Origin of the sequence: Vibrio penaeicida, from assembly GCF_030689305.1 — a bacterium.
Classification (GTDB): domain Bacteria; phylum Pseudomonadota; class Gammaproteobacteria; order Enterobacterales; family Vibrionaceae; genus Vibrio; species Vibrio penaeicida_B.
In genome coordinates this window covers 399,363-414,077 of sequence record NZ_JAUYVM010000002.1, presented here as the reverse complement: position 1 = coordinate 414,077, position 14,715 = coordinate 399,363, and the positions used below count along the sequence as shown (strand labels likewise).

Genomic DNA, 14,715 nt, shown 5'->3' with positions numbered 1-14,715 from the left:
AAGCTTTTTAGCTAGTTAGCTTTCCACTTTCACTCGATGAAATAGACGATACAACACAGGTACGACAATAAGTGTCAGTACTGTTGCAAAACCCAATCCAAACATGATTGTGACTGCCATTGGCTTAAAGAAGATATCTGGCAGAAGTGGTACAAGACCTAAGATGGTCGTAATTGCTGCCATACATACTGGTCTAACACGGCTTAACGCTGCATCAACCACCGCAATATATGGGTCTTTACCGGACTTCATCTCAATCTCAATTTGGTCCAGAAGAACAATACCGTTTTTCAGCAGCATGCCAGACAAGCTTAAGAAGCCCAAGAGCGCCATAAAGCCAAATGGTGTGTCAAACAGCAACAAGCCGCACGTTACACCAATGACGGCTAATGGAACTGTCAGCCATACGATCAATGGCTCTTTCACTGAATTGAACAAGAAAACCGTAATCAAGAACATGAATAGATAGCCAAGGGGCATCGTCTTAAACAAGGATTCCTGTGCATCACGAGATGACTCGTACTCACCGCCCCATTCTAGATAATAACCTGACGGCATTTCAATGGCCTCAATCTGGGACATCAGTCGTTTCTGTAGCGTCGAGGCAGTTTCTTCTCCTAATGGATCTGGGTCTGCCATTACTGTAAGCATTCTCTTGCGATCTTTTCTTACAATCAACGGGTCTTCCCAGCGAATGTCGTAGCCCAATGTGACTTGCTGCAACGGAATAAATTCACTAAGAGCTGGGCTCCAGATTCTCATCCCCTCAATGTTTCTCAAGTCAACGCGCTCTTCTTCTGGTAGGCGAGATACGATAGGCATTAACGTTGTGCCATCGCGATACACACCAATATTTTTACCAGAGAATGACATCATAAGAAGCTCATCAACATCTGATTTAGTGATACCGTAACGGCGCGCCTGACTTTCATTAAAGACAGGTTCCAGCACTTTGGTTCTTTCTCGCCAATCATGGCGAATGTTGTGCGTTCCTTTATCGGCATTCATTATGTCGATAACTTCTGCGGCAATACCACGAAGCACTGTTGGATCAGAGCCCACGACTCTCGCCTCAATCTTCGCACCGCCACCAGGACCTAGCTCAATGCGTTTTAGCTTGTAGTTAATCTCTGGGAAGTTAGCCTCGATGTATTCGCGCAAAGCTCCCATCAACGGCTCAAGCTTTTCGTGACTGGTCACTCTAGTGGTAATTTCACCATAAGCGGCATATGCCTTTTCAGGGGCATAAGTCAACATAAAGCGCTGTAAGCCTTGACCAGCTGTAGTCGTTATATGTTCTACACCGTCTTTATTCTCTAACCAGTCCGCAATCACTTTCAGCTTGGTGTTTGTCGCTCGTATATCCGTTCCTTCTGGCATCCAAACATCAACCATAAACATCGGTGTTGTCGATGATGGGAAGAACGATTGCTTAATTTTAGTGAATCCGTATAACGAAGCCATCAATGCAACGACAAGTACAACAACAGTCAACCATGCGCGCTTCATACAAAATTCTAAGAAACCACGGTAAAGCACAAATACCATACCGTTGTACGGGTCTGAAGGCTCTTTACTCTTGTCAGTTTTTTGCTCTTTAAAGAACATTTCCGCAAAGAAAGGCGTAAGTGAAATTGCGGTAAACCAACTTAACATCAGTGAAATCAGCAAAACCGTAAACAAGGTTCCACAATATTCGCCCGTCGCATCGTCAGACAATCCGATTGGTGCAAAAGCAGTAACGGCAATAACCGTTGCACCAAGAAGCGGCCATTTGGTTTGGGTTACAATATCGGTCGCAGCCTGCAATCTCGTTCGACCTTTTTGGGTGCCGATGAGTATCCCTTCCACAACCACAATCGCATTATCCACCAGCATCCCTAACGCAATGACCAAAGCACCCAATGAAATACGCTGTAAATCTATGGCTAGATACTTCATAAATATAAAGGTACCAAATACCGTCAGCATCAGAATCAAACCAATTAACAAGCCAGAGCGCAGCCCCATAAAGAACAGAAGCACGACAATAACAATCGCTACAGCTTGCCCTAAGCTGACCACAAATCCGCTAACCGATTTATCAACCTCTTTCGGCTGGCTGTAAATTTCTGATATTTCAATGCCGATGGGTTGCTGGTATTTCAGCTCAGCTAAGCGACGGTCAAACCTTTCGCCTACTTCAACAACATTTACCCCTTGGCTAAACGACACGCCTAAGTTCAGCGCAACTTGACCATTGTAATTAATGATATTTTTAGGAACATCTACGTATCCACGTTTTATCTCGGCGACATCTCGTAAAAAGATAAGCCCTTGAGCGCCCCCCTCCGTCAGAATCAAATCACCAAGCTTATCGACATTTTCGAACTCTCCTGTTGGCTGAATACGAATGTATTCATCGCCGATTCGAATCGCTCCAGCATCACTGACGGTGTTCTGAGTGGATAGAAGGTTGAATACCGTGCTTGGCGCAATACCTAATGTACTCATTCGCTTCATTGAGATCTCAATGAACACTTGCTCTTGCTGTTGCCCCGATACATTCACTTTACCGACACCATCAACAAGCTCTAAGTCTCGGCGAAGGTAATCAACATAGTCCAGCAATTCTTTGTATGTGTAACCATCCCCTGTGACTGCAAGTAGAATTCCGTATACATCCCCAAAGTCATCAATAACTTGAGTAGGGTTAACACCAGGAGGCAGTTGAGACTGGGTATCGTTCACTTTTCGACGAAGTTCATCCCATATTTGTGGTAAATCGTCGGGACCATAGTTACTTTTCATGGTCACACTGATTTGCGATAAACCACGTGAAGATGTCGAATTAACTTCATCGACATAAGTTAACTGCTGGATGGCTTTTTCAAGTGGATAAGTGACTTCCTCTTCAACCTGCAGCGGTGTAGCACCCGGATAAGACGTTATGATCATGGCATCTTTGATTGTAAATGCCGGGTCTTCCAAACGACCTAATCCAAAGAACGCCGATACACCACCTATCAAAAAGATAAGTGATACCATCCAGCTGATCACGCGGTTTTTAATGAAATACGCAGCAACGCCTTTCTCTTCAGGATTTAATGGCTGGTTTGCATTACTCATTGACCTGCCTCCTGCTTGACTAATTCTACTTTCATACCATTACGCAATCTCGCAACACCAGCGGTTACAATCCACTGCCCCTGCTCTAATCCCTCGATTATTTGAACTTCACTCAGGTTCACTTTTCCAGTTACGACTGGTGTTTTTTGCGCGACATTATTTTCGTCTATTACCCACACAAACTTATTGTCCCGGTCCAAATTGTCACCGTCGCTATTGAAAATCGCTTCAATGGGAGCGCTAATTCCTAAACGGAAGTTCAGCCCCTGGTTTTGACCTTGTGCCGCTACTTCAACGGCCATACCGTCCAGAATAATTGTGTCGTCCGGCATTGGCATGGTAAGCGTTACGTTGTAAGTCGCGGTTTTAGGGTCAGGCTCGGTGGTGTATTCCTTAATTACCGCTGGGTATTCCACCCCTTCTTTCAAACGCACGACAACTTGAATGTTTTCAATATCCAAATCTTTGGGCTGTGCAACAAACAATCTGTCTGGTATCTGGACTAACACATCCACTTGTTCGGTGCTGTGTATGTTCACGATATGCTGACCAACTTGAATATTTTCAAACTGATCGACGTTAACACGGGAAATGATCCCCGACATCGGAGCAAGCAGCTTGGTAAAGGAAAGATGAAGTTTGGCGAGTTCAAGTTCGGCTAATGCAATTTCTCTTTGAGCAGCAAGTTCATCAAATTGCGACTGAGCAAGTAGCCCCTTTTTTACCAAAGGCTCTGAACGACGGTATTGGCTATCCGCAACCGAGAACTTTGCCTGTGCATTATTGACTTTCAATTGGTAGTCAGTAGGGTCAAGCTGCGCAATCACTTGCCCTTTCTTAACGCGATCCCCTTCTTTTGGCGTCAGTTTGCTGATTTCACCAGACACACGAAAGCTCAACGCAGATTTGTCGGCAGCCTCAGCGACTGCGGGGAAAAACATTTGTTCTTTTTGAATGGACTCTCCAAGTTCAACGACTTTCACTCTGGGCAAAGGCTTGTCTTCCACCATGGCAACTTGACCGCAACCCGCCAAAACAGATAACGCAAGTAATGTTAAAGGTACTTTAATATTCATATTACAGCCCTCGCTCCTTAATCCACTCGCGCACTTTCATGCCTTCTTCCAGTTTGGAAACACCGGAGATAACAATCTGATCGCCATCTTCGAGACCGCTGATAATGTGATAGTTATCATCCAAGCTCACAGAAGTGTTCTCAACAGAACCATCGCTGTTTCTTTTCCATACAAAGGATTGCCCTTCACTCACCATTACAGCGCTTGAAGGAATCGTTGTTTCTCTCCCCTCAGGGATTTCCACACGCACAATACCTGACATACCAGGCAGTAAACCGACGTCTTCTGGTCTTTCCATCACCATGGTCACTTTATAACTATTGGTTTTTGGATCAGCTTCCGTATCTATTTCTTGGAAAGTAAGAGGGAATGTACGATCAAGGTACGTATCAAATTTCATTTCTGCAGAAACAACATCACCGATGGAAAAGCGACGGAACACATGTTCTGGAAGCTGGAAAACGACTTTCAAAATCCGATCGGTTTGGATGTTCATTACGCCTTGTTGAGCACCTACAAATTCAAAATTTTGGGCATTAACGATGGAAATCGTTCCACTATATGGAGCTTTAAGCGAGGCATAACTTACGTTTGCTTTGGCTTGATCTAGGCTTGCTAACGCCGAGCTATGATTTGCAGCGGCTTTATCGAAATCTTGCTCTGAAACCACCTTGTCTTTACGAAGTTTCTTGAATCGTAAATATTGGACTTCGGCCAAGTTAAAATTCGCTTGTGCTTGTTTCAACAATTGTTGGTATTCATCAGGGTTAAGCGTCGCAAGGATATCGCCTTTATTGACTTGCTTACCCGCAGTTGCTGGAATCGATTGAAGTTGCCCTGGCACGCGAAACGCCAGAACCGCTTTATCTCCGGCTTCAGAAGTAGCAGGGAACTCACGGAAAAGTTGCTTCTCGCTGAGGGAAATGGTGAGGAGTTTTGCTGGTCGGGAATCTGGCTCGGGTACTGGAGGTAACTCTCGACCACAACCAGCTAGAGTTACGACGGATAGAGCAAGTATATGAAATTTGAAACGCATAGCGTGTTCATCCATGTTTTGAAACTTCGTAATAACATAGATGAAAACGGATATGCGTTCCAGTGCAATTCAGAGATAAATGTATGAAATCTAACTTCTTGTTTCATGCTCCCTGAAACAGTTACAGAATGTTAGAGATTCTTGAACTCTCGATTGACTTTGAATGCGTCTGAGGTTACATACGCTTCCATGTTTTGTATCGAAGCTTCGAGATCAGACAGTTCACGTTCGAGGTTATGAATCACTTGGCTAGGAGTGCCCCCTGATTGCCAAGGTTTGCTTTTCAATTTGTGCTCAAATTGAGGTGCACTACTTTGTTTAATACTTTTCGGTTTCTTCTCTAGCATTAGCGCTAACGCGATGTATGCGACAATAACAAAGAAGCCAAAACCTAGTAACGCTGCTGACACGACCAAAATCCTAACCAACCAGATCTCGGCACCAAAGTACTGTGCTACGCCGGCACAAATGCCGGCGATTTTTCCATTTTCAGGGTCTTTATATAAGCTCTTCTTTTGGCTCATTGATTTTGCCTCCAGTTTGGCGATTCAGCATCGAGAATACGCTCTAGCGTTTGAACTCGTTGCTGCATCGACTCTGCGTGGCGAGTGATGGATTGCAGCTTTTCAAAGTCTTCGTCTGACAATCCCTGCGCCGTTTTTCGTTTGCTGCGGTAGTGCAGCACTAGCCATATTGGTGCCACAAAGATTAGAAATACAATCAGTGGGGCTGTGATAAACGCTGCTGACATACAGAGACTCCGTTAGTTAATTACTTGTCTTCTTTATTTTGACTCATTTGCTCTTTCATTTTTGCGAGCTCTTTTTCAATCTCGTCTTGTGCTTGCAACTCTGCAAACTCTTGATCCAGAGAGCGTCCTGTCGATGTAAAGCTGTCCGCTTCCGCTTCTAGTTCATCTATTTTACGCTCGTACTGCTCAAATTTGGACATCGCCTCTGCGGTGCGGCTAGTATGCAGGTGCTTTTGCACATCACGGCGGTTACCAGCGGCTTGGCGACGAATCACAAGCGCTTGTTGCTTGGCACGAGTTTCGTTGATCTTGGCTTCAAGCTTACCAATCTCACCGGTTAACTTAGTAATGGTTTCATCAACTAGCGTTTGCTCTGTGTGTAAGCCACGCGCCATTTCTTCCAGTTTTTGCTTTTCGATTAGCGCAGAGCGAGCCAAGTCTTCACGCTGTTTGGTAAGTGCAAGTGTTGCCTTTTCTTGCCATTCTTCGATTTGACGCTCTACTGTATCAACACGGCGAGACAATTCTTTTTTGTCTGCAATGGCACGAGCAGAGTTTGTGCGAACTTCAACCAACGTGTCTTCCATTTCCTGAATGATAAGACGAATCATTTTTTCAGGATCTTCAGCTTTGTCGAGAAGTGAGCTGATGTTTGAATTCACGATGTCCGCAAAGCGAGAGAAAATACCCATAATTGATCTCCTGTTTATGACTGTTCAACTTGGTATGGGTTCTATAATACACAATGCGTGCCAACTTTTATTTACCATATAATACAATTAGATAGATTAAAATATCATTTTCTCCTGTCTATGTTATGATTAATTGCACCAACACTTGGTAAATTTCGCCACCAGCTTAAGGAACGCATCGTGAAACAGCAAAATCTTATAGGGGAATCCCCTTCTTTTCTCTCTGTTCTCGATAAAGTATCAAGGCTAGCACCTATTGAACGCCCTGTTCTCGTCATTGGGGAAAGGGGGACGGGTAAAGAACTGATTGCCCAGCGTTTACATTACCTTTCAAAGCGATGGGATCAACCACTTGTCTCAATGAACTGCTCGACATTAAGTGAAGGATTAATCGATTCAGAGTTATTTGGGCATGAGGCTGGGTCATTTACCGGCTCAAAAGGCAAACATCAAGGTCGTTTTGAGCGAGCAGAGAATGGCTCTCTTTTTATGGATGAACTCGCTACCGCCCCCCTATCAGTGCAGGAAAAACTCTTGAGGGTAATCGAATACGGCGAGTATGAACGAGTGGGTGGTAGCCGAACGCTGTCTGCCGACGTAAGATTGATTTGTGCGACCAACGCTGATTTACCAGAAATGGCAGAGAATGGGGAATTTAGAGCAGACTTACTTGATCGCTTAGCGTTCGACGTCATTCACATCCCACCACTGCGTCACAGGAAAGAAGACATACTTCTACTCGCCGAGCAGTATGCCATTAAAATGTGCCGAGAACTCTCGCTGCCCGTCTTTATTGGTTTCACCGATCATGCAATACAATCTCTGCTTGATTATCAATGGCCAGGCAACGTACGAGAATTAAAAAACGTTATTGAGCGCGCTATTTATCAGCAAGGCGCTGGGGAATACCCTATTGATGAATTGGTATTCAACCCCTTTGGCACCGATTGGCAAACTGAGCTGGTTCCAAGCAAGGATGCCCCTTCTACCGACGACACGGTGGGCGATATTTCTCGTATGCAATTCCCTATCGACTATAAAAGATGGCAAGAAGACCAAGATCTCGCCTTACTGCACAAAGTCCTCGACGAATCCAAACATAATCAAAGACAAGCAGCGAAAATGCTCGGTTTGAGCTACCATCAGTTAAGGGGCATGTTGAGAAAATACAATCTCGTTGGTCAACAATCTGAGTAAAGTTTCATTTCAGCTTTATCCTTTGTGGAAAAGGGTGTGCGATGATTCTCATTTGCCCATTCGAAATCAGACTAATCATTTGGTCTGTCAGGTAAAAAATGTTAAATTAGCCAGATCGAGAGGTACTAATGAGCAGATACATTATTACCTCGTTAAGTGCCAGAATTCTCGTCTCTATGAAAGCGTTCATACAATTATCTTTAACCGTCGCCAGTGCATGGCTTCTCAGTGCATGCGGCGATGATATTGATCACAGCATCGTAAAAAAACAAGGCTTTGTTTATTGTGGTCAAAGTTCCCCTGTTTCATTTAACCCTCAACAAGTAGATAGCGGATTAACTGCTGAGGCACTTAGCCAGCAAGTATTTAATACGCTTTTAACGCTCGAGCCTGAAACACATGAACCAATATCCAGCTTAGCTACAAGTTGGGACGTCAATGAAGATGGAACCGAATACCTTTTTAATCTAAGAGAAAATGTGGAGTTTCAAACCGCGCCTTGGTTCACTCCATCCAAACCTTTTTCAGCTCATGATGTCGTCTTCAGTTTCGAACGCATTCTTAAAAGTTCACATCCGTTTCACTATTTAGGGCAAGGGCGCTACCCTTGGTTTGAAGGTATCGATTTTAGAGGGTTGGTCAAATCGGTCGAAGCGATTAGCGACAATCAAGTTAAGTTTACTCTCACTCGAGCAGACAATACTTTTCTCCCTAACATTGCGACACCCTATGCGGTCATCCACTCTAGCGAATACGCCGATAAATTGATCAAACAAGGTAATAAGCATCACATTGATACCCAACCAATCGGAACCGGACCCTTCTATTTGGATGAGTACCAAGCAGGTGATCTGATTCGAGTGAAGAAGCACGCAAAATATTGGCAAGGTGAACCCGCGATGGAGCAAGTGGTATTTGATATATCAACGCGCGGCACTGGTACATTGGCAAAATTGCTGCGTAATGAATGTGACGTGCTGTCTTCGCCTGTCTCTAGCCAGTTACCTATTATTATTGAAAATGACGAATTGGTTTTGCATGCAAAGCCTGCGATGAATGTAGCGTTTATTGCATTGAACACATCACACCCTGCATTAAAAGACCGTCGCGTGCGTAAGGCTCTTAACCTTGCAATCAACCGACAAGTAATCTTAGATTCCGTCTATTACGGTACCGGCTCAATTGCTTATACTCTTTTGCCACCTAGCTCCTGGGCTTATCAAAAAGACAGTATTCAAATTCGCTATGATCGCAACTATGCGTTGGCACTATTAGAAGAAGCAGGGCTATCCAAAGGGTTAACTCTATCCATGTGGGTTCCGTTGGAGCCGCGTCCGTACAACCCGAGCCCACGCAAAACAGCGGAGCAAATACAAGCTAGCTTTGCAGATATTGGCGTAACGTTAAATCTACTAACTGACGATCGGTTTAGCCGCGCAGAGCTAAACGAATTTCTACCAAATGTTGATATGTTGCTTACAGGCTGGACAGCTAGCACGGGCGACCCAGATAACTTCCTGCGTCCACTTCTATCTTGTAACGCTGAAAAAGCAGGGTTGAATGTCTCTATGTGGTGTAACCCAGATTTCGATTTCTTGTTGGACTTATCCCGAGAAACCAACCAACCAAGGTATAGACTAAACCTGTATCGTCAGGCACAAAACCTATTGAACCAAGAAATGCCCGTCATCCCCCTTGCACATGGTATTCAATATCAAGCCAACCACAATTCGTTGAGCGGATTTCAAATGAGCCCGTTTAATGTTCGCTCATTTCATACCGTCGAAAGGAGCGAATAATGTTTCTGTATACCATTCGGCGACTGAACTTATTCATTATCACTTTGCTGATCCTTACGTTTGTTGGGTTCAGTATTCTTAGGCTTGACCCAAATTCGCCTGCGGCGTTGGATGATCTGATTCCTGGCTGGTTTCAGTACATTGGCGAAATCAGTCAACTTGATTTCGGTCTAAACGCTCAAGGGACAGCTATTTGGGATGATTTGATGGTGGTCTTTCCGGCCACGTTAGAATTGTGCTTTTTTGCCTTTCTTATTGCATTAATGATCGGATTGCCCATTGGTACTGTCGCCGGTACTCGCCAAGGTAAATGGATTGATACCGTCATCTCATTTACTTCTATGTCTGGCTTTGCTGCCCCACTATTTTGGGTAGCCTTGATGCTGATTCTGGTGTTCTCGTTAAATTGGGAGCTTTTCCCTGTGGAAGGACGTTATGACCTGCTCTATGAAATCGACCACGTAACTGGGTTTGCCATTATTGATGCCATGTTATCTGAAAGCCCGCTCAGAGCACACGCGCTTCATAGTGTACTGCAACACTTAATATTGCCGTGTATTGTTCTTGCTCTCGCGCCTACCACGCAAATTATTAGCTTGATGAGGGCTTCAGTAGCAGAAGTGATGCAGCAGAACTATATACGTGCAGCCAAAATAAACGGTCTGTCCAAGTACGAGATTGTTATTGAACATGTCATTCGAAATGCACTTCCACCTATTATTCCCAAATTTGGCGTTCAGCTTTCTAGCATGCTGACTTTTGCCATTATTACCGAGTCCATATTCAATTGGCCTGGCATTGGACGTTGGTTGCTTGATGCACTCTCAAATCAAGATTACGTCGCGATTTCTGCGGGCGTTATGGTTGTTGCAACCTTTGTTTTAATTGCGAATATTCTATCGGATTTGATCGGAGCGTTTGCAAATCCTCTGGTAAGAAAGGAATGGTATGCTGACAAATAATGTATATCAGGAAGAACGCGTTCCTACACAGTTTGAGCATTTCTGGAATAGCTACCGGAATAACACCTTGGCGATGTTCGGGCTTTGGTGCTTTATCATTCTTCTGGTTATTACGCTGTTGTCCCCGTGGTTAACACCTCATGACCCACAAGCCCAAACCGCAAACTTAAGGCTGCCTCCTTCTTGGAATACTGAAGGTACTGTAGAGTTTTTCTTAGGAACAGACGATTTAGGAAGAGATATTCTTTCTCGGCTGATTGAAGGATCTCAGCTCACATTAGGTGCTGGGATTCTGATTACGTTAATCGCCAGTCTTATTGGCTGTGCTATCGGCATTTTGGCAGGCATGACCAAAGGGTTAATATCAAGTACGTTAAACCACCTACTCGACACAGTCATGTCTATTCCCTCACTCCTCTTGGCGATCATATTCGTTGCCTTTTTAGGATTTGGGGAGTTCAATATTCTATTGGCTATTTGTTTAGCGTTAATACCTCGCTTTATTCGATCCGTTTATGTGGCGGTTCACAATGAAGTGGAAAAAGATTACGTCATTGCAGCACGTTTGGATGGTGCAAAGAATATTCACCTACTTTGGAACTCTATTTTTCCTAATGTGTTGCCCGTGATCGCCGCTGAATTCACTATGGCGTTATCGGTAGCCATACTCGACATTACCGCATTAGGGTTTTTAGGACTCGGCGCTCAAGCTCCGAGTACCGAATGGGGAGCGATTCTTGGTGATTCTGTAGAACTGATTTATTCCGCACCATGGACAGTCACCCTACCCGGCTTGGTGATCATGTTTACAATTGTTGTTATTAATCTAGTTGGTGAAGGAACCCGACGCGCATTAAATGCGGGGACAGAATAATGCCACTACTCGACATCAGACACCTAACAATAGAAATTGAGACGCCGCAAGGTAAAGTGAAAGCTGTGGATCGCATGAGCCTTACCATGAACGAAGGTGAAATTCGTGGTCTTGTAGGGGAGTCAGGTTCCGGTAAAAGTTTGGTGGCGAAAGCGGTACTTGGTATCGCCAAAGACAACATGACGGTAACCGCAGATAGGCTTCGTTTAGGCAGCATTGATTTGCTGCAACTGACACCACGTGAAAGAAGACGCGTTATTGCTCGCGACATCGCCATGATTTTTCAGGAGCCTTCAACGTGTCTCGATCCCTCTGAGCGCGTTGGACGTCAGTTAGCCGAGTCCATTCCACGTGACTCTTTCGAAGGTCGATGGTGGCAATCATGGAAGTGGCGAAAAAAACAGGCTATGGCACTGCTGCACAAAGTGGGCATTAAAGATCATAGACGCATCATGCGCAGTTACCCCTACGAATTAACCGATGGGGAATGCCAGAAAATCATGATAGCAATGGCGATCGCGACCAAGCCAAGAGTGCTGATAGCGGATGAACCGACTAATGATTTAGATCCCATTACTCAGTCCCAAATTCTAAGACTGCTCAGCCGAATGAATCAGGTAAATAACACCACGATTCTCCTTATTGGGCATGATCTGACGACCATTACGCAATGGGCCGACAGAATCACCGTAATGTACTGTGGTCAATCAGTGGAATCTGCCGCAACAAAACAAATATTAAATGCACCTAAGCACCCTTATACCGTTGCTCTTTTGCAAGCCATGCCAGATTTTAACGATTGGATCCCACACAAGTCCAAATTACAGTCTTTGCCAGGCTCTATTCCGCCACTTCAGCATTTACCTATTGGATGTCGCCTTGGTCCGCGCTGCCCTCACGCTCAGCGCCAATGCGTTGAAATACCGCGAACTCAAAAAGTCAAAAATCATAAATTTAGCTGTCATTTCCCTCTGAATATGGAGAAACGTACATGAGCGCGTTGTTAGAAGTCCGTGACCTCAGAAAAACCTTTATCAGTCGCTCTGGTTTGTTCTCTAAAAAAGAGCAAGAGGCAGTAAAACCCGTTAGCTTCACCTTAGAAGCCGGGCAAACACTGGGCTTTATAGGGCAAAACGGTTCTGGGAAATCAACATTGGCTAAGATGTTAGCGGGCGTGATAGAACCAACTTCAGGAGAAATTCGTGTAATGGGGGAAAGATTGGAGCACCGCGATTACTCCACTCGTTGCAAACTCATTCGTATGATTTTCCAAGATCCAAACACATCTTTAAACCCCAGATTGCAAATCGGGACCATTCTCGAAGGCCCGTTGAAACGAAATACAAACATGTCGTCAGAAGCTCGAAAGATGAGAGTGAAAGACACATTGATCCGTGTTGGATTGCTGCCTGAACATGCCTATTTTTACCCTCAAATGCTGGCTACTGGTCAGAAACAGCGGATTAACCTTGCCCGTGCACTTATTCTTCAACCGTCTATAATTGTTGCTGATGAAGCTCTAAATGGTCTCGATATGGCCATGCGCTCTCAGATAATAAACTTACTATTAGAGTTGCAAGAAGAAATGGGTGTGTCTTTTGTTTATGTATCGCAGCATATTGGCATAATCAAACACATCACCGATAAAATAATGGTGATGCATGAAGGGGATGTAGTCGAATCGGGATCGACTCATGACGTGATTGCCAACCCATCTCATCAGATTACGCAACGTTTGATAGAAAGCCACTTCAATAAAGCTCCCGCACATTAGGGTTCGTTATGTCGAAAAGCACAAAATTTGCGTCTTATCTCATCGGCTACTTGGTGCTTTTCTCTTACCCAATTTATTCATATTCACAAACCAGTCATCGCTGGTTAGACACCGCTTATTTGGAAGAAGCATTTTACGAAGTTGCATTAAAAAACGAATACGAATCTGAAAAACAGAACGTTAGGAAGTGGCGCGAGCCCATCAAGATTTTTATTGAGCATAAAGTACCGGATGAAGGCATTCATACGGAGCTTGCACAAATGCATATAAAGCACCTCTCCTACCTCACGAATCACCCAATAAGCCTGACGAATAACTTAGAAGAAGCCAATATTATTTGGGTTTATACGCGATTAAGTCTTTGGGAAGACGATATCGTCAGAGTACTGGGAAAGCCTTCATTGCAGCATTCAGGCAAAGCCATCTGTATGGCGAATTTTAAAACTGATATAGGCGGAGAACTGATTAGAGGTGGAATAATCATTCCCGTTGATCAAGCGCGTTCTAAAGGGAAACTACTCGGCTGTGTGGTAGAAGAAATCACGCAGTTACTCGGGTTACCAAACGACTCCGATAAGGTATACCCTTCAATTTTTAACGATGCGTCGCCAGAAGATTTGCTTTCCCCGCTTGATGGATTGCTGCTAAAAATTCTCTACCACCCTTCGCTAAAAGTAGGTATGAGCAGAGAAGAAGCGGAGCCTATCGTGAAGCAGATTATCGCGGATTTCAAAAACGACGGTACGTTAGAAAGCGCTATTCGCGAAGTTAGGAAGGGAGAATTATACCCGCTTATGGGGTTTTAATTTGAACCGTTAGTACGTCTCGCCGCAAGATTGAATTTATGAGAGTAGTGGAAGAAAAATATACCCATGCATCTTCAAAACGCTTGGGTACTTCTTTTTGCATAGCCAAATTTTAAACAGCTAGGTTTAAACAGCTAAACTTTAAACAGCCACGTTTTAAGTAGCTGTGTTTTAGAAAGCTCTATTTTTTATTCGCTTGTTTCTTCAATTCAGAATCAAATTCATCGGGGAATAAAATCACCCCTTCTTCATTTTCATTTGGAAAAACAACCACAGAAAGTTCATCATCCGCTAAACCATGTGTCCATCTGCTGTGCCATTTATTCAAAGAAATAGGCTCTGGCTTACATTCTTCCCAATCACCATTCGCCCATGCTTGAGCAAATTCTTTGTTTGGCCAAACTGGGACACAATCTTCATCCTCAGTGTTTAGCATGACACAACCATGCTCATCAGTCAGGATCCAGATCTCTCTGTTTGCTACGACCTCTTTCACACAGTATTTCAGGCGCTTTTCAGTATCGTAACGATTAATGGTGTCAATTTGTTCTTGGTCAAGTTGCTTAGACATGAAGGGTGCTCATTCAGGACTGGAATGCGGGAATTCTTTAGTATTCTCCCCATCGAGTCAAACAAAATT

Annotated in this window: 14 protein-coding genes; 7 read left to right on the top strand and 7 right to left on the bottom strand. The window is 44.2% G+C overall.

Going from position 1 to position 14,715, the window contains the following annotated elements:
- Positions 1-15 precede the first annotated feature (15 nt).
- From Q8W40_RS04965 to pspA, 6 genes are all read right to left on the bottom strand, one after another.
- Positions 16-3,108, bottom strand: coding sequence for an efflux RND transporter permease subunit (locus Q8W40_RS04965; RefSeq protein ID WP_305396137.1), 3,093 nt, complete (start codon positions 3,106-3,108; stop codon positions 16-18).
- Positions 3,105-4,184: an efflux RND transporter periplasmic adaptor subunit gene (locus Q8W40_RS04960; protein ID WP_305396136.1), complete on the bottom strand. Its 1,080-nt coding sequence runs from the start codon at positions 4,182-4,184 to the stop codon at positions 3,105-3,107. Before Q8W40_RS04960 ends, Q8W40_RS04965 begins: the two co-directional genes overlap by 4 nt.
- A 1-nt stretch (position 4,185) precedes the next feature.
- A complete protein-coding gene (locus Q8W40_RS04955; RefSeq protein ID WP_305396135.1) occupies positions 4,186-5,220 on the bottom strand; it encodes an efflux RND transporter periplasmic adaptor subunit in 1,035 nt (344 codons plus the stop codon).
- A 131-nt stretch (positions 5,221-5,351) separates the two neighbouring features.
- Positions 5,352-5,744: an envelope stress response membrane protein PspC gene (pspC, locus tag Q8W40_RS04950; RefSeq protein ID WP_101115311.1), complete on the bottom strand. Its 393-nt coding sequence runs from the start codon at positions 5,742-5,744 to the stop codon at positions 5,352-5,354.
- The gene (gene pspB, locus Q8W40_RS04945; RefSeq protein ID WP_101115310.1) at positions 5,741-5,971 is read right to left on the bottom strand and encodes an envelope stress response membrane protein PspB; all 231 of its coding nucleotides are present in this window, start codon (positions 5,969-5,971) and stop codon (positions 5,741-5,743) included. Before pspB ends, pspC begins: the two co-directional genes overlap by 4 nt.
- Positions 5,972-5,991: 20 nt before the next feature.
- A complete protein-coding gene (gene pspA / locus Q8W40_RS04940; RefSeq protein WP_101115309.1) occupies positions 5,992-6,663 on the bottom strand; it encodes a phage shock protein PspA in 672 nt (223 codons plus the stop codon).
- Positions 6,664-6,843: 180 nt separating this feature from the next.
- Here pspA and pspF point away from each other — a divergent pair, with 180 nt between their 5' ends.
- The 7 genes from pspF to Q8W40_RS04905 all read left to right on the top strand — a co-directional run bounded on the left by pspF (position 6,844) and on the right by Q8W40_RS04905 (position 14,075).
- Entirely contained in the window at positions 6,844-7,860 is a 1,017-nt protein-coding gene (pspF, locus tag Q8W40_RS04935) for a phage shock protein operon transcriptional activator (RefSeq protein ID WP_305396134.1), read from the top strand.
- Between the two features lie 176 nt (positions 7,861-8,036).
- Entirely contained in the window at positions 8,037-9,659 is a 1,623-nt protein-coding gene (locus Q8W40_RS04930) for an ABC transporter substrate-binding protein (protein ID WP_305396311.1), read from the top strand.
- Positions 9,659-10,621 (top strand): ABC transporter permease, encoded by a 963-nt coding sequence (locus Q8W40_RS04925; protein WP_305396133.1) that lies wholly within the window; start codon positions 9,659-9,661, stop codon positions 10,619-10,621. The genes Q8W40_RS04930 and Q8W40_RS04925 overlap by 1 nt, the downstream gene beginning before the upstream one ends.
- Positions 10,608-11,495, top strand: a complete 888-nt coding sequence (gene sapC / locus Q8W40_RS04920) for a putrescine export ABC transporter permease SapC (protein ID WP_305396132.1) — start codon at positions 10,608-10,610, stop codon at positions 11,493-11,495. Before Q8W40_RS04925 ends, sapC begins: the two co-directional genes overlap by 14 nt.
- Positions 11,495-12,490, top strand: a complete 996-nt coding sequence (locus Q8W40_RS04915) for a peptide ABC transporter ATP-binding protein (RefSeq protein WP_104402499.1) — start codon at positions 11,495-11,497, stop codon at positions 12,488-12,490. The genes sapC and Q8W40_RS04915 overlap by 1 nt, the downstream gene beginning before the upstream one ends.
- On the top strand, positions 12,487-13,269 hold the full coding sequence (locus Q8W40_RS04910; protein WP_305396131.1) for a peptide ABC transporter ATP-binding protein: 783 nt from the start codon (positions 12,487-12,489) through the stop codon (positions 13,267-13,269). The genes Q8W40_RS04915 and Q8W40_RS04910 overlap by 4 nt, the downstream gene beginning before the upstream one ends.
- A gap of 8 nt (positions 13,270-13,277) precedes the next feature.
- A complete protein-coding gene (locus Q8W40_RS04905; RefSeq protein ID WP_305396130.1) occupies positions 13,278-14,075 on the top strand; it encodes a DUF2927 domain-containing protein in 798 nt (265 codons plus the stop codon).
- A 181-nt stretch (positions 14,076-14,256) separates the two neighbouring features.
- Here Q8W40_RS04905 and Q8W40_RS04900 read toward each other — a convergent pair whose 3' ends face one another.
- On the bottom strand, positions 14,257-14,646 hold the full coding sequence (locus Q8W40_RS04900) for a DUF2750 domain-containing protein (RefSeq protein WP_305396129.1): 390 nt from the start codon (positions 14,644-14,646) through the stop codon (positions 14,257-14,259).
- Between the last annotated feature and the right edge of the window lie 69 nt (positions 14,647-14,715).

Bases quoted from the DNA above. Each gene is read 5' to 3' on its own strand.
- Q8W40_RS04960 (WP_305396136.1), bottom strand. From the start codon at position 4,184: ATGAATATTAAAGTACCTTTAACATTACTTGCGTTATCTGTTTTGGCG.
- Q8W40_RS04910 (WP_305396131.1), top strand. From the start codon at position 12,487: ATGAGCGCGTTGTTAGAAGTCCGTGACCTCAGAAAAACCTTTATCAGT.
- pspA (WP_101115309.1), bottom strand. From the start codon at position 6,663: ATGGGTATTTTCTCTCGCTTTGCGGACATCGTGAATTCAAACATCAGC.
- sapC (WP_305396132.1), top strand. From the start codon at position 10,608: ATGCTGACAAATAATGTATATCAGGAAGAACGCGTTCCTACACAGTTT.
- Q8W40_RS04955 (WP_305396135.1), bottom strand. From the start codon at position 5,220: ATGCGTTTCAAATTTCATATACTTGCTCTATCCGTCGTAACTCTAGCT.
- Q8W40_RS04900 (WP_305396129.1), bottom strand. From the start codon at position 14,646: ATGTCTAAGCAACTTGACCAAGAACAAATTGACACCATTAATCGTTAC.
- Q8W40_RS04905 (WP_305396130.1), top strand. From the start codon at position 13,278: ATGTCGAAAAGCACAAAATTTGCGTCTTATCTCATCGGCTACTTGGTG.
- Q8W40_RS04965 (WP_305396137.1), bottom strand. From the start codon at position 3,108: ATGAGTAATGCAAACCAGCCATTAAATCCTGAAGAGAAAGGCGTTGCT.
- Q8W40_RS04915 (WP_104402499.1), top strand. From the start codon at position 11,495: ATGCCACTACTCGACATCAGACACCTAACAATAGAAATTGAGACGCCG.
- pspB (WP_101115310.1), bottom strand. From the start codon at position 5,971: ATGTCAGCAGCGTTTATCACAGCCCCACTGATTGTATTTCTAATCTTT.
- Q8W40_RS04930 (WP_305396311.1), top strand. From the start codon at position 8,037: ATGAAAGCGTTCATACAATTATCTTTAACCGTCGCCAGTGCATGGCTT.
- Q8W40_RS04925 (WP_305396133.1), top strand. From the start codon at position 9,659: ATGTTTCTGTATACCATTCGGCGACTGAACTTATTCATTATCACTTTG.
- pspC (WP_101115311.1), bottom strand. From the start codon at position 5,744: ATGAGCCAAAAGAAGAGCTTATATAAAGACCCTGAAAATGGAAAAATC.